Origin of the sequence: Pseudomonas sp. WOUb67, from assembly GCF_050058005.1 — a bacterium.
In the GTDB taxonomy this organism is placed as follows: Bacteria; Pseudomonadota; Gammaproteobacteria; order Pseudomonadales; family Pseudomonadaceae; genus Aquipseudomonas; species Aquipseudomonas putida_R.
Genome location: NZ_CP170112.1, coordinates 3,538,592 through 3,561,541 on the forward strand (window position 1 = coordinate 3,538,592; position 22,950 = coordinate 3,561,541).

At 62.4% G+C, this 22,950-nt stretch carries 17 protein-coding genes; 12 read left to right on the top strand and 5 right to left on the bottom strand.

From position 1 onward, the window contains the following. The first annotated feature begins 8 nt into the window (after positions 1-8). The 9 genes from ABOC32_RS15845 (at position 9) to ABOC32_RS15885 (ending at position 12,309) form a co-directional block, all read left to right on the top strand. A complete protein-coding gene (locus tag ABOC32_RS15845; protein ID WP_426807884.1) occupies positions 9-959 on the top strand; it encodes a DUF58 domain-containing protein in 951 nt (316 codons plus the stop codon). Next, on the top strand, positions 956-1,453 hold the full coding sequence (locus ABOC32_RS15850; RefSeq protein ID WP_426807885.1) for a DUF4381 domain-containing protein: 498 nt from the start codon (positions 956-958) through the stop codon (positions 1,451-1,453). Before ABOC32_RS15845 ends, ABOC32_RS15850 begins: the two co-directional genes overlap by 4 nt. Further along, positions 1,440-2,414 (top strand): vWA domain-containing protein, encoded by a 975-nt coding sequence (locus ABOC32_RS15855; RefSeq protein ID WP_426807886.1) that lies wholly within the window; start codon positions 1,440-1,442, stop codon positions 2,412-2,414. The genes ABOC32_RS15850 and ABOC32_RS15855 overlap by 14 nt, the downstream gene beginning before the upstream one ends. Further along, positions 2,411-4,009: a VWA domain-containing protein gene (locus tag ABOC32_RS15860; protein WP_426807887.1), complete on the top strand. Its 1,599-nt coding sequence runs from the start codon at positions 2,411-2,413 to the stop codon at positions 4,007-4,009. The genes ABOC32_RS15855 and ABOC32_RS15860 overlap by 4 nt, the downstream gene beginning before the upstream one ends. Further along, complete coding sequence (locus ABOC32_RS15865; protein ID WP_426807888.1) at positions 4,006-5,322, top strand: hypothetical protein; 1,317 nt, start codon at positions 4,006-4,008, stop codon at positions 5,320-5,322. The genes ABOC32_RS15860 and ABOC32_RS15865 overlap by 4 nt, the downstream gene beginning before the upstream one ends. 43 nt (positions 5,323-5,365) lie before the next feature. Then, positions 5,366-6,376 (top strand): HAD family hydrolase, encoded by a 1,011-nt coding sequence (locus ABOC32_RS15870; RefSeq protein WP_426807889.1) that lies wholly within the window; start codon positions 5,366-5,368, stop codon positions 6,374-6,376. A gap of 83 nt (positions 6,377-6,459) precedes the next feature. Next, on the top strand, positions 6,460-8,028 hold the full coding sequence (locus ABOC32_RS15875; protein WP_426807890.1) for an arylsulfatase: 1,569 nt from the start codon (positions 6,460-6,462) through the stop codon (positions 8,026-8,028). A gap of 80 nt (positions 8,029-8,108) precedes the next feature. Next, positions 8,109-10,637 carry a fused MFS/spermidine synthase gene (locus ABOC32_RS15880; RefSeq protein ID WP_426807891.1) on the top strand — a complete coding sequence of 843 codons (2,529 nt, stop codon included), beginning with the start codon at positions 8,109-8,111 and terminating at the stop codon, positions 10,635-10,637. A 43-nt stretch (positions 10,638-10,680) separates the two neighbouring features. Continuing rightward, a complete protein-coding gene (locus tag ABOC32_RS15885) occupies positions 10,681-12,309 on the top strand; it encodes a mechanosensitive ion channel family protein (RefSeq protein ID WP_426807892.1) in 1,629 nt (542 codons plus the stop codon). Positions 12,310-12,316: 7 nt separating this feature from the next. Here the strand turns inward: ABOC32_RS15885 and ABOC32_RS15890 are convergent, their stop codons facing one another. From ABOC32_RS15890 to aspT, 4 genes are all read right to left on the bottom strand, one after another. Beyond that, positions 12,317-13,330 carry an AraC family transcriptional regulator ligand-binding domain-containing protein gene (locus tag ABOC32_RS15890; protein WP_426807893.1) on the bottom strand — a complete coding sequence of 338 codons (1,014 nt, stop codon included), beginning with the start codon at positions 13,328-13,330 and terminating at the stop codon, positions 12,317-12,319. A 79-nt stretch (positions 13,331-13,409) separates the two neighbouring features. Further along, positions 13,410-14,078, bottom strand: a complete 669-nt coding sequence (locus ABOC32_RS15895; protein WP_426807894.1) for a DUF3313 domain-containing protein — start codon at positions 14,076-14,078, stop codon at positions 13,410-13,412. Positions 14,079-14,126: 48 nt separating this feature from the next. After that, positions 14,127-15,383 carry an OmpP1/FadL family transporter gene (locus ABOC32_RS15900; RefSeq protein WP_426811613.1) on the bottom strand — a complete coding sequence of 419 codons (1,257 nt, stop codon included), beginning with the start codon at positions 15,381-15,383 and terminating at the stop codon, positions 14,127-14,129. 247 nt (positions 15,384-15,630) lie between these two features. Next, on the bottom strand, positions 15,631-17,313 hold the full coding sequence (aspT, locus tag ABOC32_RS15905; RefSeq protein ID WP_426807895.1) for an aspartate-alanine antiporter: 1,683 nt from the start codon (positions 17,311-17,313) through the stop codon (positions 15,631-15,633). Positions 17,314-17,534: 221 nt separating this feature from the next. Here aspT and ABOC32_RS15910 point away from each other — a divergent pair, with 221 nt between their 5' ends. Further along, positions 17,535-19,025 (top strand): DUF1254 domain-containing protein, encoded by a 1,491-nt coding sequence (locus ABOC32_RS15910; protein WP_426807896.1) that lies wholly within the window; start codon positions 17,535-17,537, stop codon positions 19,023-19,025. Between the two features lie 51 nt (positions 19,026-19,076). Continuing rightward, positions 19,077-20,372, top strand: a complete 1,296-nt coding sequence (locus ABOC32_RS15915; RefSeq protein WP_426807897.1) for a DUF1254 domain-containing protein — start codon at positions 19,077-19,079, stop codon at positions 20,370-20,372. Between the two features lie 26 nt (positions 20,373-20,398). Here ABOC32_RS15915 and ABOC32_RS15920 read toward each other — a convergent pair whose 3' ends face one another. Continuing rightward, entirely contained in the window at positions 20,399-21,313 is a 915-nt protein-coding gene (locus tag ABOC32_RS15920; RefSeq protein WP_016500054.1) for a LysR family transcriptional regulator, read from the bottom strand. A 206-nt stretch (positions 21,314-21,519) separates the two neighbouring features. On the opposite strand from ABOC32_RS15920, the gene ABOC32_RS15925 reads away from it, so the two are divergent. Then, positions 21,520-22,542: a zinc-dependent alcohol dehydrogenase family protein gene (locus tag ABOC32_RS15925; RefSeq protein WP_086979868.1), complete on the top strand. Its 1,023-nt coding sequence runs from the start codon at positions 21,520-21,522 to the stop codon at positions 22,540-22,542. Positions 22,543-22,950 lie beyond the last annotated feature (408 nt).

Here is a 22,950-nt window from a genome sequence, read left to right on the forward strand (position 1 = left end):
ACTTGCCCATGGACGCGAACAAGGTGGTGCCGGACGGTTTCGTGTATACCGCTCTTGCCGAACTGATGGCTTTGGAAGCTCGTGCCAGGGGGTTGAGTTTCGTGGCGCGGCAGCCGCTGTCGAGCATCCTTTCTGGCAGCCACGCCTCGCGCTTGCGTGGCCGGGGCTTGAGTTTCGAAGAGTTGCGTCATTACCTGCCCGGGGATGACCTGCGCCACCTCGACTGGCGCGCATCGTTACGGTACGGCAAGCCGTTCGTGCGCACTTTCACCGAAGAGCGTGACCGGCCCACCTTGATAGTGGTGGACCAGCGCATGAGCATGTATTTCGGTTCACAGCGTTACTTCAAGTCGGTCAGTGCCGCGCAGCTGGCGGCCATTTGTGCGTGGATGGCTTTTCACGCAGGTGACCGTGTGGGCGCAATGGTGTTCGACGGCCAGCAGGTGGACTATGTACGGCCCCTGCGCAGCCGGGCGCGGGTCGAAGCGCTGTGCAGCGCAGTGGTCAAGGCCAACCATCGGTTGTCGGCGTATGCCGCAGACCAGGAGCACGACGCACAACTGGACAAGGTGCTGCACAACTGCGCAGCCAGCGCGGGCCACGACAACCTGGTCTGCATCATCAGCGATTTCGCCGGCACTACGGCCGAAACCTTGCCGTTGTTGCGGCGGCTAAGTTTGCACAACGACGTGATCGCCATCCAGGTGTACGACCCGATTGCCCTGCAGGTGCCCGACAAGGGGCGGCTGAATGTCACTCAAGGCGCCGAGCAGGTCGAGCTTGCGGTGGGCCAGCGCCGCATCAACCGGCCGCTGGCCGAGTTCCTCGCCGGGCGTTTGCAGGGGGTGGCTGAACTGCTACGCCGTAGCCAGGTACCCCTGATGCGGGTCAGCACCGCCGAAGAAAGCCTTCACCAATTGCGTCGCGAGCTGGGTCGCCTGGCCCAGGTGCCGCGATGAACGCTGCCGCCCCGTCCATCGACCAGCTGCGCGAGCTGACGCCGGGCGTGCCGCCGTTCAGCTACCTGCCGCAGACCTGGGCCTGGCTGGTGCTCGCTGTACTGCTGTTGTTGCTGGGCTGCCTTTGGGGGGCGGTGCACTGGCGCCGTTGGCGGCGCGACCGGTACCGGCGTGAAGCGTTGGCCCGGCTTGATACCTTGGCTGCGAGTGCGGGCGAACAGCGCTTTGCAGCACTGCGCGAACTGCCCGAGTTGCTCAAACGCGTGGCGTTGTCGATGCCGGATGCGCCACCCGTGGCGAGCCTGGCGGGCGCGCAATGGCAATGTTTTCTCGATCAGCGTGCCCGCCAGCCACTGCCATCGGGCTTTGTCGACACCTTGCAGATGCTTGCCTATGCGCCGGACGCGACTTTGCGCAGGCTGGATACGCAGCACGTGGACGCGTTGTTCAGCGCCAGCCGTGGCTGGATCGAGGGGCACCATGTGGCGCTTTGACTACCCCTGGGTATTCCTGCTGTTACCGCTGGCGTGGTTGGCCTATCGCATGCTTGGCCCCTACCAGGAAGGCCGCAGCGCATTGCGGGTGCCGTTTTTCGCGGCCATGCGCCGTGCTATTGGCAAGCAGCCCGGGAAAGCCATCGGCGGGCGAGGGCATGTGTGGCTGAACCTGCTGGTGTGGTGCCTGATTGTGGCCGCTTGCGCAAGGCCTGTGTTGGTGGAAAAACCGATCCAGCGTGAGCAGCCGATTCGTGACCTGATGCTGGCCATCGACATCTCCCAGTCCATGGAGGCGACCGACTACACCGACGCCCGTGGTGCCAAAAGCGACCGACTGAGCGCGGTAAAGTCCGTGGTGCGGGACTTCATCGCACGGCGCAAGGACGACCGCATCGGCCTGATTGTATTCGGTACCGGTGCCTATCCGCAGGCGCCGTTGACCCTCGACCATGCCAGCCTGTTGCTGCTACTGGATGAAGTGGGTATCGGCATGGCTGGCCCAAACACGGCGCTGGGCGATGCCATTGGGCTGACCATAAAAGCACTGCAACACGCTCAGGCTCGCGAAAAAGTGCTGATCCTGCTGACCGATGGCAACGACACCAGCAGCGCTATTACCCCGGACCACGCGGCCCACTTGGCAAAAACCAACGGTATCGTGGTACATACCATTGGTATCGGCGACCCCCAGGCGACCGGGGACGCCAAGGTTGACCTGGTCACCCTGCAGGCGATCGCCCGTACCACCGGTGGGAAGTTTTTCCGCGCGGATGACCGCCAGGCGCTGCAGCAGGTGTATGCCACCCTCGACCGCCTGACCCCGCACACAGTACGTACCTTCAGCCACCAGCCCAAGCGTGACCTGTTTGTCTGGCCATTGGGTATGGCAGCGGGCTTGCTGCTGTTGTGCCAACTGCTTGCCTTGGTGCGGGCACGGCTTGCGCAGGCCCGGGCATGACCATCGACCTTGCAGCCTTTCACTTCCTGCGCCCCTGGTGGTTGCTGCTGATTGTGCCTGCTATTGCGCTGCCGTTGCTGTGGCTGCGCCGACACGACGTGCGGCATCAGTTGAAGGGCATCATTGCCCCACACTTGATCGAGCACCTGATGATCACCCCGGGCCATGCGCGGCAACTGCGCCCGGTCCACTTGCTGGGTGCCACACTGGTGCTGAGTGCCATCGCTGCTGCCGGGCCGACCTGGCAGCAGGACCTACCTGACTTTCTCGACGACCGCGCACCGCTGATCATTGGCGTGGACCTGTCGCCCTCGATGGATGCCGACGACGTGCCACCCAGCCGGCTGGCAGCAGCCCGACATACCCTGCACGACCTGGTCATGCGCCGTGGCGGCGCGCGTACCGGCCTGATCGCCTATGCCGGTACTGCGCACCTGGTGCTGCCATCCACGGACGACCCGGGTTTGCTGGATACCTTTATCCAGGCGCTGACGACCGACCTGATGAACACGCCCGGCAAAGATGTACTGGGCGTGATCGACGAGGCGTTGAAGCTGCTGGATGCAGAAAAGGCTCCTGGCACCCTCCTGCTGCTGACCGATGGCGCCGATGCCAGCCAGTTCGACGCCATTGCCAGGCGCCTGGCCGGCACACAGTTGCAGGTGCTGGTACTGGCGGTCGGCAGCCAGGCCACGGGTGTACTGCGTAATGCCCAGGGCATGCCGCGGCTGGATGGCCAAGGCCGGCCGGTACAAGGGGCGTTCGACGTACAAGGCCTAAAGGGCCTGGCCAACGCCGCCAGTGCGCCCTTGGGCAGCCTGTCATTGAACGATGACGACCTGGATTGGGTCGAGTTGCACGCCCAGCGGCACTTCAAGGCGGCGAGTGCCGAAGCCGGCCAGGTGCACTGGAAAGATGCCGGTTACTGGCTGTGCTGGCCGTTGCTGCTGGTGGTGCTGTTCAGCGTGCGACGCGGCTGGCAAGTGAACTGGCTACCGGGCCTTTTGTTGGCGGTGCTGCTGGGGGGCGGCGCCGAACCTGCCCGGGCCGGGGGCTTGGCCGATGCGTTTTTCACTGCCAACCAGCAAGGGCGTTGGGCTTTCGAGCATGGCCATTACCCGCAGGCAGCCGCACATTTCAGCGACCCTTACTGGAAGGGCGTTGCCGCCTACGAGGCCGCCGATTACCCGGTTGCGCTGGCGAGTCTGGGCAAGCTGGACACGCCAGCGGCCTGGTTCTATCAGGGCAACAGCTATGTGCGGCTGTTCAAGTTCCCTCAGGCAATAGCGGCGTACCGCCAGGCGCTGCGCCTGCTGCCTGACTTTGCCGAGGCCAAGGCCAACCTGGCGCTGGCCGAGGCGTTGCTGAAGGATTACCAGGACCAACAGCAAGCCGGCACGCCCGACGAGAAAGCCGACAAGGTGGTGGAGGACCAGACACCAGCCAGCGGCCAGCAACAGCAGCAGAAGACGCAGCAGGCAGCATCTGATCAGCTGTGGCTGAACAACCTCACTACGTCACCTGCGCAGTTTTTAAGGCGCAAATTCTCGATCCAGGATGCCGCCGCGCAGCAAGCTGCCAAGGAGGCGCCATGATTCGGCTTTTGGTACTGATACTGGTGCTGGCTGGTTTGGCAACCCGTGCCAGCGCTGCCGAGCCTGAAGTGCGGGTTCAGGCTCGCTTGGTGCCGGATACGGCAGTCATGGTTGGGGCCACGGTCACACTCGAGGTCGATTTGCTGGTCGACACCTGGTTTACCGCGCCACCGGAGCTGCCAGTGTTGCAGCTGGCCGGTGCCGTGGTCAGCCCACCGGGTGGTGAGGCCGAGCACCTCAATCAGCGGCTGGATGGCAAGGCGTTCTTTGGCCTGCGCTACCGCTATCAGATCACGCCGAGCGTTGCGCAGCAGTTCATGCTTCCAGCACTGACCTTCCGTGTGCATCCCGGCCAGGCCAGCGCTGCCCAGGCCGTGCAAAGCCAGCCCTTGACGTTTGCCGTCAAAGGGCAGATCGGTGGCGACGGCGAGCAGCGTCTGGTGGCGCAGGCCCTCGAACTCAGCCAGGCCATCGAGCGCTCCCACACGCCCCTGCGCGCCGGGGATAGCATCACCCGGCGCGTGCACACCCTGGCCCGAGGGGGCCAGGCGATGTTGATCCCGCCGCCCAGCTTTGCCGAGGTCGATGGCCTCAAACGCTATGTGCAGACCCCCAGCGTGACGCCCGTCAGCGATGGGCGCGGCGGCATACTGGGCGGCCAGCGCGAGGACAGCGTTACCTATGTGGCCGTTGCCCCTGGCCGCTACCGGCTGCCTGCCATCGAAGTCACGTGGTGGGACACAACGCGTAATGAACCGCGCACGGCATCGGTGCCAGCGCTGGACATGGAAGTGGGCGAGGGCAGTTACCAGGCCCCGTTCTCCTTGAGCAAAGACTTGCGCGCACTTGGCCAAGGCGTACAGGTCAGCATTGCCGGCCATGGGCTGTTGCTGGTGCTGCTGGCGTCGCTGTTGGGCGGGCTGGCCTGGGCCCTGCGCAACTGGGGGCAGGGCGCCTGGCTGCGCCTGAAGCGCTGGCGGGCTGGCCGCCAGCAGGCCTGGCTGGATTCACCTGGCTATGCCTGGCGTCAGGCGCGTCAGCAGTGCGCCCGCGAACCGGCGCGTCTGGATGCCATGTACCTGTGGCTGCGCCGGGCAACTGGCCAGTGCACGTTGTCGTCAAGTGAACATCCTCGCGGCGGGCAAAGCGAGGGGGCTTTGCTAGCCTTTTTGCAGGATTTCTACGCTGCCGGGCGCCATCGGCCACCTCCCGCCGATGCCAGGCTTCGCCTGCTGCACAGCCTGCGGCAGCAGGTAAAAGCGCAACCGGCCAAGCTTCGAGGCAAGCACGCGCTCAAGCAACTGAACCCCTGACACGCTGTGGTCAGGTTGGCAACTTCAGCAAGGATGGTTGGCCATGCGCAAGATCCTGGTGAGCTCTGCTTCCGTTCGGGCGCTGTTGTGTGTGCTGTTGCTTGTGCCGGCCATGCAGCTGCTGGCGGCCGAACCGTTGGCGTCGTGGCGTGATGGGCCATCGCGCCAGGCCATCGTGGCATTTGTCGACGCGGTCACCCAGCAAAGTGGCCCCGACTTCGTCGCCCCGGCCGAGCGCATCGCGGTGTTCGACAACGATGGCACGCTGTGGAGCGAGCAACCGTTGTACTTCGAGGTGCTGTTCGCCATGGATGAGGTCAGGCGCCTGGCACCGCAGCACCCGCAGTGGCGCAATCAGCAGCCGTTCAAGGCGGTATTGGAAAACGATCACCAGGCTCTTGCAGCACAGGGGATGGACGGCATGCTCAAGATTGTCGCGGCGACTCATTCGGGCATGAGCAGCGAAGACTTCATAGCCCGCAGCCGCAGCTGGCTGGCCAGCGCCCGTCACCCACGTACCGGCAAGCCGTATACCGAGATGGTGTTCCAGCCGATGCTCGAACTGCTGGGCTACCTGCGTGACAACGGCTTCAGGACCTACATCGTGTCGGGGGGCGAGGTGGCCTTCATGCGTGCCTTTGCCGACGAGGTGTATGGCATCCCGCCAGAGCAGGTAATCGGCACGACGCTGGGGGCTTCGTTCCAGGAACAACAGGGCAGGCTGAGCATCCAGCGTTTGCCCAAGGTGGTGCACAACGACGACGGCCCAGGCAAGCCGGTGAGCATCGATTCGATCATTGGCCGGCGGCCACTGCTCGCATTCGGCAATTCCGACGGCGACCTGCAGATGCTGCAGTGGACCATGGCGGGCAAGGGCCGGCGCTTTGCCGGGCTGGTACACCACACCGATGCCCACCGTGAGTGGGCGTATGACCGCAAAAGTTCGGTCGGCCGCCTGGACAAAGCGCTGGATCAGGCGCGGGCCAAGGGCTGGACGGTGGTCGACATGGCCAGTGAATGGCGCCGCGTCTACCCCTATGAAACGCCGCAATGATTCATCAACCAGCCGCAGCAGCACGGTTTTGCCGTGCCAGCAGTCGTGGACGACAGCAGTGACGTGAAACGGAGAGCGTAGCTATGAAGTCCAGTAGAGCATGGTTGTCGGCGGCCGCCCTCGCGGCAACGGCAACGTTCGGGGCGGGGTTGGCCAGTGCGGCGGACAAGCCGAACATCCTGGTCATCTTCGGTGACGACATCGGCCAGACCAACATCAGTGCCTATGCCAAAGGTGTGGTGGGTTACCAGACGCCGAACATCGACCGTATCGCCAAAGAAGGCATGATGTTCACCGACTATTATGCCGAGAACAGCTGCACCGCAGGCCGGTCGACCTTCATCACCGGCCAGACGGCCTTGCGTACCGGTTTGTCCAAGGTTGGCATGCCGGGTGTGCCGGTCGGCCTGCAAGCCCGTGATGTGACGATTGCCCAGGCATTGAAGGCCCAGGGGTATGCCACCGGCCAGTTTGGCAAGAACCACCTGGGTGACCGTGACGAGTACCTGCCGACGAACCACGGTTTCGACGAGTTTTTCGGCAACCTTTATCACCTCAACGCCGAAGAGGAGCCTGAGCGCCCGTACTGGCCCAAGGATGACCAGGAGTTCGTCAAGGCCGCTTCGCCAAGGGGGGTTATCAAGTCCAGCGCCGATGGCAAGATCGAGGACACCGGTGCGCTTACTCGTAAACGCATGGAAACCATCGATGATGAAACCACGCAAGCGGCGATCAACTTCATCGACAAGCAGGTCAAGGCCAACAAACCCTTTTTCGTGTGGATGAACACCACCCGCATGCACGCCTTTACCCATGTGCGCGAATCGATGCAAGGGCAGAGCGGTATGGTCGGCAACGAGTATGCCGACGGCATGCTCGAACACGATGGCGATGTCGGCAAGCTACTCAAGACCCTGGATGACCTCAAGGTCACAGACAACACCATCGTCGTCTATACCACCGACAATGGCCCGAACCAGTGGTCGTGGCCGGATGCGGCGTCTACGCCGTTCCGCAACGAGAAGAATTCCAACTGGGAAGGCGCCTATCGCGTGCCTGCGATGATCCGGTGGCCGGGCAAGATCAAGGCCGATACCGTCAGTACCCAGATGTTCTCCGGCCTCGACTGGTTCCCTACATTACTGGCGGCGGTGGGCGACACCGACATCAAGGACCGCTTGCTAAAAGGCGCCGACGTGGGTGGCAAGAACTTCAAGGTTCACCTGGACGGCTACAACCAGCTGGACTACCTGACCGGCAAGACCGACAAGAGTGCGCGTAACGAGTTCTACTACTTCAACGATGATGGCGAACTGGTGTCGATGCGCTTCGGTGACTGGAAACTGGTGTTCTGCGAACAACGTGCGCCGGGTGGCTTCAAGGTCTGGAGCGAGCCGTTCACCTGCCTGCGGGTGCCGAAAATGTTCAACCTGCGCATGGACCCGTTCGAGCGCGCAGACGTCGTCTCGGACCAGTATTACGACTGGCTGACCAAGAACGATTACCTGGCCTTTGAAGGCATTCGAAAAGCCGCCGCGTTCCTGCAGACCTTTGTGGACTACCCGCCGAGCCAGCGCCCGGCCAGCTTCAGCATCGACCAGATCCGCGCCGACGTAGACAAAAAAATCGAAGAAAAGATGAACAAGCAGTGAGGTCTACACTGTAGTGCCATGACCGCCGGGGCGGGCTTGCCCGCCCCTGGATCTCTAATCGCATGCACAGGCGCTCACTCATGGCATTACCTGCAGCATCCTCCGCTGTTTCCCGTGAGCCTCGTACCCACGCTCGTCTGCTGCTCGCATTACCTGCCACGTTGCTGTTTCTTTCCGGCGCTGCCGGCCTCGTCTATCAAGTGCTGTGGATCAAGCAGCTGTCATTGGTCGTGGGCGTGGAAGTGCATGCCGTCGCTACTGGTATCAGTGCCTTTTTTGCCGGGCTTGCCTTGGGCGGCCTGCTGTTCGGGCGCTGGGCCGACCGCCTGCAACGCCCGGTACGCCTGTACGTTTACCTTGAGCTTGGCGTAGCGCTGCTGGGGCTCGGCGCCACCTTTGGCCTGGCCCATGCCGCTGGGGCGTTCGCCCGCCTGGAGGCCAGTGCCGGCCTGCTGGCCTGGGCACTGCCCTTTGTGCTGGTGGGTGTGCCTGCGTTGCTCATGGGCGGCACCTTGCCGGTGCTGGTGCGGGCGCTGGCGCCTGTCACCGGGCAGTTGGCAGAGGCGGGCGGGCGCTTGTATGCAGCAAATACCGCTGGCGCGATCGCTGGCACGCTATCGGCAGCCTTCATACTGCTGCCGCGCCTTGGCGTCACCGGCAGCGCCTGCGCGGCAGCCAGCCTGAACCTGCTGGCGGCATTAGGTGCGTGGCTGTCATGCCGGCGAGAGGTGGGCCTGCCGCCGCTGGCCAATACCTCATCGGCACCGCGCTCGCCGCAGGCACGCCTGGCCATCGGGCTGTATTGCATTGCCGGTGGTGTGGCACTGGGCTATGAGGTGGTCTGGAGCCAGTCGATCGTGCCCTTCATGAGTACCCGGACCTATGCCTTTGCCGTGGTGTTGGCCACCTACCTGGCCGGCCTGCTGGCCGGTAGTGCGCTGTATGCCAGGCGTGCTGACCGTATACGCGACCCTTGGGGGTTGTTTGGGCTGTTGGTTGCCATTGCAGGGCTGCTTGCCCTGTTGCAGCTCGCCGGGCTGGGGCGCTGGCTTGTGCAAGCCCAGACGCAGGCCGAACTGTTCGCCCTGTACTTGACCGGCAGTGAACTGGCTGGCATGTGCGCGCGCTTTGCGGTGGCGGCCGCGTACATGGTATTGCTCCCCACTACATTGCTGGGGGCTGCATTCCCGCTGGCCTTGCGCTTGGTGGTGGACAGCGGGCATGTGGGGAGGGATGTGGGCGCGGTGGTGGCGCTGAACACCTTGGGCGGCATCGTCGGCGTGCTGCTGACGGGGTTCGTGCTGGTGCCACAATTGGGCCTGGTACGTGCCTTGGGGGTACTTGCCGGGCTGGCCGTGCTGGTAGGCCTGCTGGCAGTGTGGCGGGGCCAGGGTGTGCGCCGCCCGGCTGCGCTGGCCGTGTGCCTGGTGGCACCTGCAACCGTGCTGGTGGTGCTGTTGACACCGCCGCAGCGCTTGGCCGAGTTGCTGCCAGGCGCACGCAACGGGGTACTCACCTACTACCATGAAGGCAAGGGCGGCACGGTGGCAGTTGTTACCCAGGGGCGCCAGGGGCAAACCTTCAACCGTCTTTACATCCAGGGTGTATCCAATACCGGCGACGCCATGCCGTCGCTGCGTTACATGCGCTTGCAGGCCCTGCTGCCATTGCTGATCCACAACGGCGAGCCCCGCTCTGCATTGGTGATAGGCTTTGGCACGGGGATTACCGCTGGGGCCATGCTGCGCTATCCGGGGCTGGAGCGCCCGGTAGTGGCCGAACTGCTGCCTGAAGTCTTGCAGGCAGCACCGCGCTTCAACGGCAATTATGCGGCGGTGGTAGACCCGCGCCTGGACATTCGCCTGCGCGATGGTCGTCGTGAACTGCTGCGCAGTGAGGAGCGTTATGACCTGATCACCCTGGAGCCACCACCACCCTCGGCGGCCGGTGTGGTCAACCTGTACTCGCGCAACTTTTACCTGCTGGCCGCCGCCCGCTTGCAACCCGCCGGCCTGGTTGCACAGTGGCTGCCTTTGCCGACCCAGAATGACGAAGACAGCCGCTCGCTGGTGCGCAGCTTCATCGATGTCTTCCCCCACGCCACGCTATGGACCACCGAGTTCCACGAAATGCTGCTGATTGGTTCATTGCAGCCAATGCAGCTGGACGTACCACGTATCCGCCAGCGGCTGGCGCAAGCGGCCGTGGCCGAGACGCTGGCCGAGGTGGGTGTCGCTTCGCCTGAGGCCTTGCTGGCCACCTGGGTTACCGACCGCGCCGGGCTTGAGCACTACGTCGGCGATGCATTGCCAGTGACCGACGATCAGCCACGCATCGAATACGCGCCGTGGGTGCGCCCGCGGGAAATCACCCGCGTGCTGCCCGCTTTACTGGCACTGCGCAGTGCCCCCCCGCTACAAGGTGCAACCCCTGCTTTTGCCAGTGCCGTGCATGACCAGTGGCGTAGCCTGGCGCTTTTTTACAGCCTCAGCCTGCATGCCTACAACGGTAACCGCCAGGCTTGGGCGCGGGAGGCGCGGGAGCTGGCCCGCAGCGATGGCGGTAACCCGTACTATCGCTGGTTCCTGGGCGCCGGCGCCGACCGGTGAAGCCTGTGCTATCACTACAGGACTATCGGCAAGGGAGTGTGCAATGAACCGTCTTTTGACTGCGCTGTTGGTGTTGTGTGCCTTGCTGCCGCTGACGGGGCATGGCAAGGACGCGGTGGGCAGCGCGACCGATGGCGTACCGGCTGAGCCCGCGGAATTGCGCATTGCCAACCGCAGCATTTTCACTTTCCACGCCACCTTGCTCGGTGAAACCCCGGCCGCACGCATGCAGCGGGCCACGGCGGTTATCGAGGAGGCATTGCGCGGTACCGACGAACTGCAAGTCCGTATCGATTCGATCGTCAACAGCCATCTGGTGCTGCTGGGCGGGCGTCGGGCGTTCATCGTCGCGCCCCAGGACCTGGGCGTGGAGGGTGGCGACACCCGGGAAGCGGCCGAGCAGGCCGCCGCCACGTTGCGCCAGGTCGTGGATGAAACCGGCGAGGCGCGCAGCCTGCGTTTTTTGTTGAAGGCACTGGGGTTTTCCGCCATTGCCACGCTGGTTTTCGTGGTACTGATCAAGGGGGCCAACCTGGGCCGGCGCAGGTTGCGTGGCCGCCTGCCGCAATTGATGCGAGAACGTGCCAGGCAGATCAAGGTAGGCCAACTACCGTTGTTCGACATGCAGTACGTGTACTTCCTGATCGATCGGCTGCTGCGGCTGATGTACTGGGCGATCGTCCTGCTGCTCAGCTACCAGTGGTTGAGTTTTGTGCTGTCGCAATTCCCTTATACCCGGCCATGGGGTGAGAGCCTCAACGTACACCTGCTCGACCTGCTGCGTTACCTGCTGGACGGCATCCTGCACGCCATCCCCGGCATTGCCGTGGCCATCATGATCTTCTTCATTGCCCGTGGCATCAGTGGTTTCAGCCGGCGCATGCTGGAGCGCATGGCCCGCCCGGGCACGTTGAAGTGGCTGACCGAAGAAACCCTGCAGCCCACCACACGGCTCACCTCACTGGCGATCTGGCTGTTTGCCCTGGTGATGGCATACCCCTACCTGCCGGGCTCTGGCACCGATGCCTTCAAAGGGCTTTCGGTGCTGCTGGGCTTGATGATTTCGCTGGGGGCCTCCAGCGTGGTGGGGCAGGCGGCGGCGGGGCTGATCCTGACTTATTCGCGCACATTGAAGGCTGGCGAATACGTGCGGGTAGGTGATAACGAAGGTACGGTGACCGAAGTTGGCATGTTCAACACCACCATCCGCACCGGCCTGGGCGAGGTCCTGACGTTGCCCAACTCGATGATTACCGGGTCAGTGACGCGCAACTATTCACGCGTGGTGCAGGGCCAGGGGTATATCGTCGATACGGTGGTCACCATCGGCTATGACACGCCCTGGCGCCAGGTTGAAGCGATGTTGGTGGAAGCGGCCCACCGCACCGAGGGCATTCTGGAAAACCCCAAGCCACAGGTGTTCCAGACCGGGCTCTCGGACTTCTACCCTGAGTACCGCCTGGTGGCCCAGGCAGTACCCACCGCGCCAAGGCCGCGTGCGGAGTTGCTGAGCCTGTTGCACGCCAACATCCAGGACGTGTTCAACGAGTACGGGGTGCAAATCATGTCGCCGCACTACCTGGGGGACCCGGCGCAGGAGAAGTGGGTGCCTCGGGACAAATGGTTTGCTGCGCCAGCCCGGGAACCGGGCGGCGAGGACAAGGGGGGCTGAGTACTGTTCACAGTGCAGCAATTACCGGGTCGCCGTACAGGCGTCGGTGCTCCAGCGGCGTGATGTCGAACCAGCGCAAATGGGCCCGGCAGAACGAGGTGGTACGGCGATAGCCCAGTTCATTGGCGATTTGCCCGACGGACAGGGTGGTCTTGCGCAGCATTTGTTGTGCCTGGCGCCGGCGGATACCGTCCAGGTAAGCTTCGAATTCGATACCGTCGCCGGCCAGGTGCCGTTGCAAGGTGCGTGAATTCATGTTCAAGGCCAGCGCCACTTGCTCCAGGGTGCAACGCTGGGCGGGCAGCAGCATCTGGATCTTGCGTTCCAACGAGGCCAGCAGGCTGTCGCAAGGAATGGCCTGGTTTTCCAGGAAGTGGCGGATAATGGCGTGCAGGTCGGGGTCCTGATGGACGCAGGCTTCCTGCAGTACCTCAGCGCCCAGCATCAGGCAGTTGTGGGTCTGTCCGAAGAGGACCGGGCAACCGAAGTAGCGGGTGTAGCCCGAGGTATCACCCAGTGCGGCATGGCGCAAGGTCACCACCCGTGGCCGCAGAGGCGTGCCGCGTAGCTCGCCGATCAGCAGCCGCGCGCCCATTACTGATTTCTCGACAATTTGCGGCGTCTGGTCGGACCCCGGCAGGCCGTTGTCGAAATACAGCATCGCCTGGCCTGCGCGGTGCTCCAGGCGAAAGTGGATGGCTGGGCTGTAATGACGCATGTAACGGATCACGGCCACCAGGGCGTGGCCGACAGTGGGCGCGGAGTTGGCCAGGTGGCGTAAAGGGCCGACCAGGGTCGAGCCCTGGCGCAACGCTAGCTCAAGGCCAAAGCGTGGCAGGCTCAAGGCATGTGCGCTGCCTTCGAATAATTGCACCAGGCTCAGGTAGGGCATGCGCTTGCCGTAGTTGCCGACTACATCCGGAGCAATGTGAAGCGGGGCCAGAAAGTCCCGCTGCACGGCACCGTGCTCGGCCAGTAACTGGTCATAGTGCAGTAACGCGCTACCGCGAATGCTGTCCATGGAATCGCGCCTCGTCAGTTGTCGGGTGGCCAACCCGCACACTCCAGTGCAGGCGCGCCCGGCGCCCAAGGGAAGTGGCCTATTTCCTCAAGGCCTGGAAGGAGCTGACCATGTCCTTGGCCCAGCCATCGAGTACGGCCTTTGCATCTTTTGCCTGCATGACCTGGGATGAGTTTTCCAGTTCGGTTCCAGCACCCTTGCGCACCACCTCGGCAACCACTTGGTTGCTGCTCGCGTCGATGAACGCGGCTTCAGTGGCGATGCTGGTGTCCTGGTCACGAATACCGGTGGCCGTGCTGACGCCGGCGGCAATCAATGCAATCGGGATGACCTCATAGGGGCGCAGGCTTTTGGTCTGGGCGCTCACGGCAGTAATCGCCGGGCGCACCACCAGCACGCCCGGGCCAGGACCGGTAGCCAGCGGCAAGACCTGGGAGAAGTGGTTCTTCAGCGTCTGGTCGTAGTACTGGGTGATGCCCTGCAGGGTCGACTGCGGTACCTTTTCGGTTGGCTGTGGCTTGGGGTAGAGCTGGCTGGGCTCGATATAGACGCTGGTATAGCGTTTGGCATCGACCCCTGGCTTTATCCAGCGCATCACCGGTGCACCGGATGGTGAGGTGCCTTCCTTGAGTACGCTGTAGTCTTTGAGGAAGCCCGAGTACTGGTCGGATTCCACGTATTTGCTGGCGCACCCCTGCAGCATGAGGGTTGCAAGGCACAGCGATGCAGCCAATGTCTTGGTGTTCATGCAGCCTCTCCTTTTTTGCAATGATCGGTTCCTGCAGTGGCGGGTGCCTCAGAAGCGCCAGGTGGCGCCACCGCCGACGATGTGCAGGGCGCTATTGTCATAGCTGCCCGACAGCGTGCTGCCAGAGCGTGCCTTGGTCTGCTCGACGTCCATGTCGCCCAGCCACACCAGGGTGTAGGCCAGGTGCAGGTCCAGCCCTTCGTCGACCTGGTAGTTGACCCCGGCAGCCAGCCGCCAGGCCTCGCCCATGGGGTTGTCGACCGTACGGTCCTTGTCATCCACTGCCGAGCTGTCGTACCCCAGGCCAACGCTCCAGCGCCATTGCCGTGTGGCCTGGTACTGTGCGCCCACAGAGGCATGCCAGGTGTCCTTGTATTTGCGGTCAACGGTGCGGCTGGTGCCGCCAGCGTTGCTGTCGACCTCCACGCCGACATCGCCGAAGTCGCTCCAGTCCTGCCAGTTGAGGCTGCCGAGCAGGGTCCACTGCTCGTCAAGCTGTTGGGCGACACTGAAGGTCACGGTCTGCGGCACATTGAGGTCAAGCTCGAGCGAATCCACATCGAGACGGCGCAGGGCGACGTTGAGCAATGGGTTGTTGATGTCCTTGAGGTGCGGTTTATCCTCGAACTCGAGTTTGACCTTGCTGGTGTAGGCCAGGCCTACGCGGGTGCGGGAGTCAACCTGATACAAGAGGCCCAGGTTGACGCCTACACCGACGTCAGTGTCCTTGTACTCCAGCTGTCCGTCGGGGCGGTCGGCCAGCCCCAGCAGGTTATTGTTGATGGCCATTTCGGTTCGGTAGTAGCCGACCATGATGCGCGGCCCTACACCGATGGACAGGTCATCGGTGAACTTGTAGGCCCAGGTCGGTTGCATCGAAACGCCGATCACTGCGGCTTCCTGGGTGAAGTAGCGGCCGGCCCAGTCATCGTCGTAGTCCAGCGCCAGGCCAAAGTTGCCGTACATGCCGAAGCCGATGGCCGAACGCTCGTCGAGCTGATGGCTGATGAACAAGCTGGTGCCGGGCAGGTATTGCAAGGCGTTGCCGCCTTCGTTGCCGTCGAACTGGTTACCACTGTCGCGGGAAAAACGCAGGTCGCCGAGAATGACTTGGGCGTTGGCACTTATTTGCGTGCCCTTGAGCCGGGTAATGCCCGCCGGGTTGCTCATCAGTACGCTGGGGTCATTGGCCAGTGCAGCGGAGCCTGCGTTGGCCATGCCATTGCCCTCCTGGCCGGCTTCATAAATCAGAATGCCACCGGCCCAGGCCGGGGTGCCGAACCAACATGCCATGCAAAGAAGCATGGCGACGGAGCGACGCAGAAAGTACACCGATTCCATCAGACGCTCCTTGTGACTGAAGCGCTGTACCGGTTATGGCAACTGCCAGCGAACGTTGAGGCGTAGTAGAAGCAGGGTAGCCATGTTGAAATCAGGCGGCAGGCGCCGGGCACTCTCTTTTCACGACAATTTCACATTTTGAATGAGAAGCAGCTGCTGGCGCCGTGAATGAGTACTTTAGACGACACCCCTAAACTGGCAAGCCGAGGCGTCAGGCAAAGGCAATGATGATGGGCCCGCACACGGCGAGCAGCACATTGGAGACGGCATAGCAGACGGTGAAGCCGATGACTGGGGTATTGCTTCCGGACTGCTCGATGATTTTGTTCATCGATGCCGCTTCGGTCTGCGCACCGGCCAGGGCGCCAAACAGGATCATCGGGTGCAGGCGCAACACATAGCGGCCAAAGTAGAGCGTGACCAGCGGCGGAATGAGGGTTACCAGTGCGCCTGCCAGCAACAGCGCAAGGCCTTGTTCTTTTACCGCCGTCAGTGCCGCAGGCCCCGCCAGCAAGCCTACCACTGCGCCGAAGGCGGTGAGGCCGAACTCGGAAAACGCCCATTGCGCTGCGGGTGGCAGGGCGCCGAGTTCGGGATGTCGTGAGTTGTACCAGCCGATCAGGAGCCCGGCCAGCAGCACGCCACCACCGATACCGAGTTCCACCGGGATCATGCCGATATGCGTAGACAGCAGCCCAGCCAGTGAACCGGCAACCAGGCCCAGGGCATGGATGGCAATGTCGCTGCGGTAGCTGGGGTGGCGGACCCGACCAAGCTGCGCGGCCAATGCGTCGACACTGCTGGCGCGTCCGGTGAGGCTGATGACATCGCCGCGGCGCAGAATGGTTTCTGGCAAAAGGGGCAGGGGCAGGCCTTGACGGGTGATGCCGGTCAGGAAGCAGCCCATGCGCTCGGTACCGGTGAGTGCTGCCTTGACCTGATGCAGGGTTCGCCCGGCCAGGCGGCGGTTGGTCAGCACGATGTCGGCGCTGCGGGTGGGGAATGACAGGCTTTGCGGATGGTCCACTTCCGGCCCTATCCAGTCATGCAGGCCGCTCACGGCATCGCGCAGGGCATATATGCCCAGTATGTCGCCACGTTCAAGCATCAAAGCCGGGTCTCGCTCCAGGTGTTGCCCGGCACGGGTGACGCGTTCGATGCTTAACGCCGGGTGCAGTGCCTCCACATCGGCAATACGCATGCCGGGTGCCTGAGCGGTCATGAGCCGGTGGGCGCGCACGACAATACGGGTATAGGGGATGCTGATGGCGTCTTCGTTGCGCTCGATGCCCAGTTCGCGCTCCAGGTCCTGTGCGCTGCTGCGCAATTCCACGCCGAGCAGGCGTGGCGCCAGGCTTCCGATGAAGACGATCAGCCCGACGGTGCCGAATACATATGTGATCGCATAAGCCACCGCCATATGGCTGTTGAGTGCGGCCTTGGCCGCAGCGTCCAGCGGCAACTGGGCGATGGCACTACTGGCCGTGCCCATGATCGCCGTGTCCGTCAGGGCACCCGCACCCAGGCCTGCGGTAAAGCCTGCATCGAAGCCGTACAGGGCGTTCATTGCCAATATCACCGCCAGGGCGGTGCCGCAAAGCACCAGCGAAAGAAGGACCAGCTTGAACGTGCCACGGTTGAGGCTGCCGAAGAATTCCGGCCCGCTTTTGAAACCCACCGCATAGATGAACAGGGCAAAGAACACGGATTTCAGTTCGTGGGGCACCTGCAGGCCGATCTGACCGATCAGCAACCCCATCAGTAACGCACCGGCGACCGAGCCCAGATGAAAACTGCCCAGTTTCACGCGGCCGAGCAGGATGCCCAGGGCAATGGCGAGAAATACGGCAATCTCAGGGTTGTCACGTAGCGCGCTCAGGACCCTGTCGATCATGTTCGCATCCTCTCTAAACGACAGTCCGGCAGACCTTCATGAGTATGCGTGCAATCGTTGGGGGAGCAATGCATGTCGGCAAATGCGCATGGTGCATGGTTGGCGTTCGCCCAAGCTGTACAGAAACCTCATCTACACTGCCTCAAGTTTGGTGAACTGGCATGTTGCATGGCAGTGGGCCCACGTGCTGCCGAATGTGTTTCTTGCCCAAGGAGACGTTCATGGATGCCAGAGAAGGGGTGATGACTCGGATGGTTATCTGTTTGAAGCCTCGCCTGCTAGCCATGGCGATTGCCGCTTGTACTGCCGTCACCGTGCAGGCAGCTACTGAGCCCTTGGGAGGACAACCCCCAGAGGGGGCCAGCCCTTCGGTCAAGGACTTTGATTACCAGATCAAGTACCAGCGTGCGTTCGAAGCCATCCTCTGGAATATGCCGGCGATTGCCATCTACTCCTTCCGCCGTGCTGCGGAGAAGGATCTCGGCTACAAGGACAATGACATCATTGCCTATTCGGCAACGGCTACACCACAACTTGAAGCCATTACTGCCAACAGCACCACGCCTTACATCGCGGCCTACACGGACCTGCGCAAAGGCCCGGTGGTGCTGGAAATACCGGCAGCCTCTGCGGACGGCAGCCTATATGGCCAGGTGGTGGATGCCTGGCAACTCACCATCGCCGACGTAGGCCCGGCAGGGCTCGACAAAGGCAAAGGTGGCAAGTACCTGTTCACGGCACCTGATTACAAAGGTGAAGTACCCAAGGGCTATATTCACGTGGCCTCGCCCAACTACCGTATCGCCCTGGCGTTTCGCTCGGTGCCGCCCGCTGGCAAGACAGCCAAGGACGCCTACGAATATGCCAAGCGCCTGCGCATGTACTACCTGGCAGAAGCCAAATCACCACCGCAGCAGAAGTTCATCGACCCCGCCCATGAACGCTACCCGACGCTGCCGTTCTACGATGAACGTCACTTTGAAGACATGCATGCGATCATGAGCGTGGAGCCGGTGCGCGATCACGACAAGGTCATGATGGGCATGCTGTCGTCCCTGGGCATCGTCAAAGGCAAACCTTTCGCACCGGACGAAACCGCCAAAAAGGCCATGCACCAGGCCGCGATCGATGCCTGGTTCTTCCTCCAGCAATGGTTCGACACCGAGATGGCCAAGCGCGTGTACTGGCCGGATCGGCACTACGTCTCGCTGTTACAGCCTGACGCCAACCACACGTTCACGTTCATCTACGAAGATCGCATCGACTTGCTCGAACGGGCAGCGGAGTACTTCTGGTGCACCTACATGCCTAAAGTCCTCAGCGCCTCGCCGGCGACGTCGTACCAGATGGCGATGGCCGACAAGGAAGGCAAACCGCTGGAAGCCGGCCAGCTCTACAAGCTCGATGTGCCCAAGGACATGCCGGTGAAGCAGTTCTGGGCGCTGACCGTCTATGACCGCGCTACTTTCTCGTTCATCTACAGCGACAGCAACCGCACCACGCTGTCGTCGTTCGATGTCGACAAGATGAAGAAGAATTCCGATGGCAGCGTGACGATCTATGTCGGGCCGACGGCCCCGCAGGGCGAGGAAGCCAACTGGATTCCCACCTCGGGCAAGCGCCCCTTGCCGGCGATGCGGTTCTACGGCCCTACCGAGGCGTTCAACAACAAAACCTTCAAGTTGCCCGACTTCGAACGGGTAACGCCCTGAGCGTTCGCAAACTCTACGACAGGGGCTGGTCAGCTGGCCCAAGGAGACTTGATGAAACCCATGGTGCTTGGAGCAGCCCTGCTTTCGCTTGCTGTGCCGGCCTTCGCACAGATCCCCGACAAACTGGCGGAAGACGCCTACATCTATGGCTACTCCATGGACGAGGCCTACAAGTTCTTCTATGAGACGGCAGTCAAGACCAACACGCCGCTCAATCGCTTCCAGAACATCCGCCACCTGGCCGATGACACCTACGTCGACCACCCCACTATCAACAATGACACGCTGCACTTGATGGGCTGGCTGGACATCGCCGCAGAACCGGTGATCGTCAGCGTTCCGGACATGGAAAAAGGTCGTTACTGGATACTGCACACCATGGACATGGGCCATTACACGACGTCCATGATCGGCTCCCGCACGCGGGACACCAAGGGCGGTCACTTCATGTTCGCCTCACCCCAGTGGAAGGGCACGGTGCCAGACAGCGTCACCGAAGTGATCCGTGTCGAGTCCAACCTGGTGAAACTGATGGGCAGGATCATGTCCACCGGGCCTGAAGACCAGAAGAAGGCGCTTGCCTACATGGACGACTGGAACGTCCGTACGCTTTCAGCCTACCTGGGCGAACCCGGCCCAAAAGCCAAGCAACGCACGTACCCCGACCCGGCCAAGACCAATTGGCTACAGCGGGTGAACTTCGTACTGTGCGACGGCAACATGGGCCAGGCCGACAAGAAATGGCTCGACCAGTACACGTCAGTCGGCGTCGAACCCTGCAAGGAGAAATTCACCAAGGAGCAGCTGGCGGCCGCGAAGAAGGGTGAAGAGCTGGGCATGAAGCACATCAAGGAACTTGCGCCGAAGATGACCGACGCCGGCAAGCTGCTGGGCACCCGCGAGCAGTTGGGTGACGGGCCCCGTGACCTGTTTGCCGAAGGTACCTACATCGGCCAGTGGGGGCTGCCACCGGATGAAAGTATCTACCTGCGCACCGAGACCGCTGCCGACGGCAAGCCGATCAATGGTGCCAATGGCAAGTCCTACACCCTGCATTTCAAGGCGCCTGAAGTCAGCCAGTTCTGGTCTTTCACGGTCTACGCTTCAGACAACCGCCTGATGGCCCACAACGCCATCAACCGCCACAGCCGCGGTGACCGCACCCTCAAACCGGATGACAAGGGTGAATACACCCTCGAGCTGAGCGCCAAGGGTGACGAGAGCAACCCCAATTACCTGCCGATTCCGGAAAAGGATGCCTACATCGTTTTGAGGTTGTACGGCCCAAGCAAAGCGGTACAAGGTGGCGGATACAAGTTCCCGCCAGTGGAAGTGGTCTCGCACTGAGTTGTGGCTTTCGGTGCAGAGATTGGTTAAAGGCTATCGGGATCCCCGAAGAACATCTGTATCCGCGACCGCAACCACCGCTCCGCCGGGTCGTTGTCCTGCGCCCCGCGCCAGGCCATGTGCAGTTCGAAACTGCGCACGGGTATGGGCAAGTCCTCGGCCCGCAACCCACCTGCCGCCGTCAGCACATCGGCGGTGTAGTCCGGCACGGTAGCCACGATGTCCGTCCCCGCCAGCAAGCTCCCCAGCCCGTTGAACTGCGGCACCGCCAGCACCACATGGCGCTTGCGGCCAAGTTCTTCCAGGGCTTCGTCGATGAAGCCGGACAGGTCGCCGGCAAACGACACCAGCGCATGCGGCCGCGCGCAGAAGTCGTCCAGGGTGATACCGCCGGGCACGCTGTCGGCGCGCAGCAGCTTTGGCATGCTGCGGCGCAGCACCTTGCGCTTGGCGTTGGCCGGCAGGTCGCTGGTGTAGCTGACCCCCACCGAGATTTCCCCCGAGGCCAGCAGGGTTGGCATCAGCAGGTAGTTGACGCGTCGCACCACCAGCACGATGCCGGGCGCTTCGGCGCGGATGCGTTTGAGCAGTTGGGGCAGCAGGGCGAACTCGGCGTCGTCCGACAGGCCGATGCGGAACACCGCATTGCTGGTGGCGGGGTCGAATTCGGCAGCGCGGCTGACCGCAGTGGAAATCGAATCCAGCGCCGGGGACAGCAAGGCGAAGATCTCGTGGGCCCGTGCCGACGGCTCCATGCTGCGGCCGGTGCGCACGAACAGCGGGTCGTCGAACAGGTTGCGCAGGCGCGACAGGGCCGCGCTGATGGCCGGCTGGCCGAGGAACAGTTTTTCCGCGGCGCGGGTCACACTGCGCTCATGCATCAGCGTTTCGAACACGATCAGCAGGTTGAGGTCTACACGACGCAGGTCGTTTCGATTCATCGGTGCGCTTCGCCTAAAGTGGGGCAGGGGTGAATCTTACGGCCAAAGGCTGTTACCCTGCACGGGTTTAGGGGGACCAATTGCAGGGAAAGTCAGGTGCCCAATCGATGACAAGCATGTCGACTATTAATGACCACTGATGGTCTAACCGTCAAAGCCCGGATAAAGTCAGTGGTAATTAGAGGTTCACAAAGGCGAGGTATGCGATGTCCCGCATGATCCGTTTCCACAAGTTCGGCGCTGCCGATGTGCTCCGTTGCGAGGAGCAGGCCGAACCGTCACCCGCTGCCGACGAGGTACAGATCCGCGTCGAGGCGGTTGGCGTCAGCTGGTATGACGTGCTTTGGCGCCAGAACCTGGCGCCGTCCCAGGCACGCCTGCCGGCGGGCATCGGCCACGAAATGGCCGGGGTGGTGACTGCGGTCGGTGAAGGGGTCGAGGACATTGCGGTGGGCGACCGGGTCGCCAGCTTCCCGGCCACCAGTGCCAATGACCACCCGGTGTACGGTGATGTGATCGTGCTGCCGCGTACGGCCATTACCCGCTACCCGGATGTGCTTACCCCGATCGAGGCCAGCGTGCATTACACGCCGTTGCTGATCGCCTATTTTGCCTACGTTGACCTGGCCCGTGCCAAGGCCGGGCAGACCGCGCTGGTGACCGATGCCAGCCATTGTGCCGGCCCCGCCTTCGTGCAATTGGGCAAGGCCTTGGGGCTGAAGGTGTTCGCGGCTACCAAAGAGCCGGAGCAGCGTGAGTACCTGCTGGGCCTGGGTGCCGACAAGGTGATTGTCACCGAAGAGCAGGACCTGCTGCTGCAGGTTGGCAAGTACACCGATGGCCGCGGCGTGGACATGGTCCTCGACGGCATGGGCGGGCCGCAGATGTCGCTGCTGGGCGATGTGCTGGCGCCGCGTGGCAGCCTGGTGCTGTATGGCCTGCAGGGCGGTAACCAGACGCCGTTCCCGGCCTGTGCAGCCTTCCAGAAGAACATTCAGTTCTACGTGCATTGCATCGGTAACTTCACCGGTAAGCCGGAACTTGGCATCAGCCAGGACCAGGTGGCGTTGCAGCGTGCCTTGCGCGACATCAACCAGTTCACCGCTGACCAGTTGCTGACACCGCAGATCATCAAGGTGTACCCGTTTGAGCAGGTGGTGGAGGCACATCGTTACATGGACCAATGCCCGTGCGGTGGGCGAGTGGTGCTGGACATGGCGCAACACTGACAGCTGTTTGCAATGCCGACAAACCCGGGCAGAGTCCCGGGTTTTTTGTGTGTGGAGCAGAATGATTTCAGCTCTAATAAAAAGACCATTCCTACATTGAAATCAGACGTGGACTACATATAAGGCAATGGCCCGTGATTGTGTGGAAATATTCCGCCAACTATTCAGCCTTGAACGCTTCCAACTAGAGGTTCAGTGTGTCTCTGCAACCTTGCTGAATGGTTTTTTTACCTCGATCTGTATCTTCTATTCGCTCTGCATCCCCCGATAATGGCGCCATGATAGTTTGCGCAAGGAGCGTGGAATGAGCATGGCTATGCCTGAGGATGAGCTGTGTGTGGTAGCGACGGGCCGTCGCGGTATTGCTGTTTTTTCGATGGTCTGGCGACAGTGATGGGTTACGTCATT

Excerpts from the sequence above, each read along its gene's own strand:
- ABOC32_RS15885 (WP_426807892.1), top strand. The coding sequence starts at position 10,681 with ATGAACCGTCTTTTGACTGCGCTGTTGGTGTTGTGTGCCTTGCTGCCG.
- ABOC32_RS15895 (WP_426807894.1), bottom strand. The coding sequence starts at position 14,078 with ATGAACACCAAGACATTGGCTGCATCGCTGTGCCTTGCAACCCTCATG.
- ABOC32_RS15920 (WP_016500054.1), bottom strand. The coding sequence starts at position 21,313 with ATGAATCGAAACGACCTGCGTCGTGTAGACCTCAACCTGCTGATCGTG.
- ABOC32_RS15855 (WP_426807886.1), top strand. The coding sequence starts at position 1,440 with ATGTGGCGCTTTGACTACCCCTGGGTATTCCTGCTGTTACCGCTGGCG.
- ABOC32_RS15860 (WP_426807887.1), top strand. The coding sequence starts at position 2,411 with ATGACCATCGACCTTGCAGCCTTTCACTTCCTGCGCCCCTGGTGGTTG.
- ABOC32_RS15880 (WP_426807891.1), top strand. The coding sequence starts at position 8,109 with ATGGCATTACCTGCAGCATCCTCCGCTGTTTCCCGTGAGCCTCGTACC.
- ABOC32_RS15845 (WP_426807884.1), top strand. The coding sequence starts at position 9 with ATGGACGCGAACAAGGTGGTGCCGGACGGTTTCGTGTATACCGCTCTT.
- aspT (WP_426807895.1), bottom strand. The coding sequence starts at position 17,313 with ATGATCGACAGGGTCCTGAGCGCGCTACGTGACAACCCTGAGATTGCC.
- ABOC32_RS15890 (WP_426807893.1), bottom strand. The coding sequence starts at position 13,330 with ATGGACAGCATTCGCGGTAGCGCGTTACTGCACTATGACCAGTTACTG.
- ABOC32_RS15850 (WP_426807885.1), top strand. The coding sequence starts at position 956 with ATGAACGCTGCCGCCCCGTCCATCGACCAGCTGCGCGAGCTGACGCCG.
- ABOC32_RS15910 (WP_426807896.1), top strand. The coding sequence starts at position 17,535 with ATGGATGCCAGAGAAGGGGTGATGACTCGGATGGTTATCTGTTTGAAG.
- ABOC32_RS15900 (WP_426811613.1), bottom strand. The coding sequence starts at position 15,383 with ATGCTTCTTTGCATGGCATGTTGGTTCGGCACCCCGGCCTGGGCCGGT.
- ABOC32_RS15875 (WP_426807890.1), top strand. The coding sequence starts at position 6,460 with ATGAAGTCCAGTAGAGCATGGTTGTCGGCGGCCGCCCTCGCGGCAACG.
- ABOC32_RS15915 (WP_426807897.1), top strand. The coding sequence starts at position 19,077 with ATGAAACCCATGGTGCTTGGAGCAGCCCTGCTTTCGCTTGCTGTGCCG.
- ABOC32_RS15865 (WP_426807888.1), top strand. The coding sequence starts at position 4,006 with ATGATTCGGCTTTTGGTACTGATACTGGTGCTGGCTGGTTTGGCAACC.
- ABOC32_RS15925 (WP_086979868.1), top strand. The coding sequence starts at position 21,520 with ATGTCCCGCATGATCCGTTTCCACAAGTTCGGCGCTGCCGATGTGCTC.
- ABOC32_RS15870 (WP_426807889.1), top strand. The coding sequence starts at position 5,366 with ATGCGCAAGATCCTGGTGAGCTCTGCTTCCGTTCGGGCGCTGTTGTGT.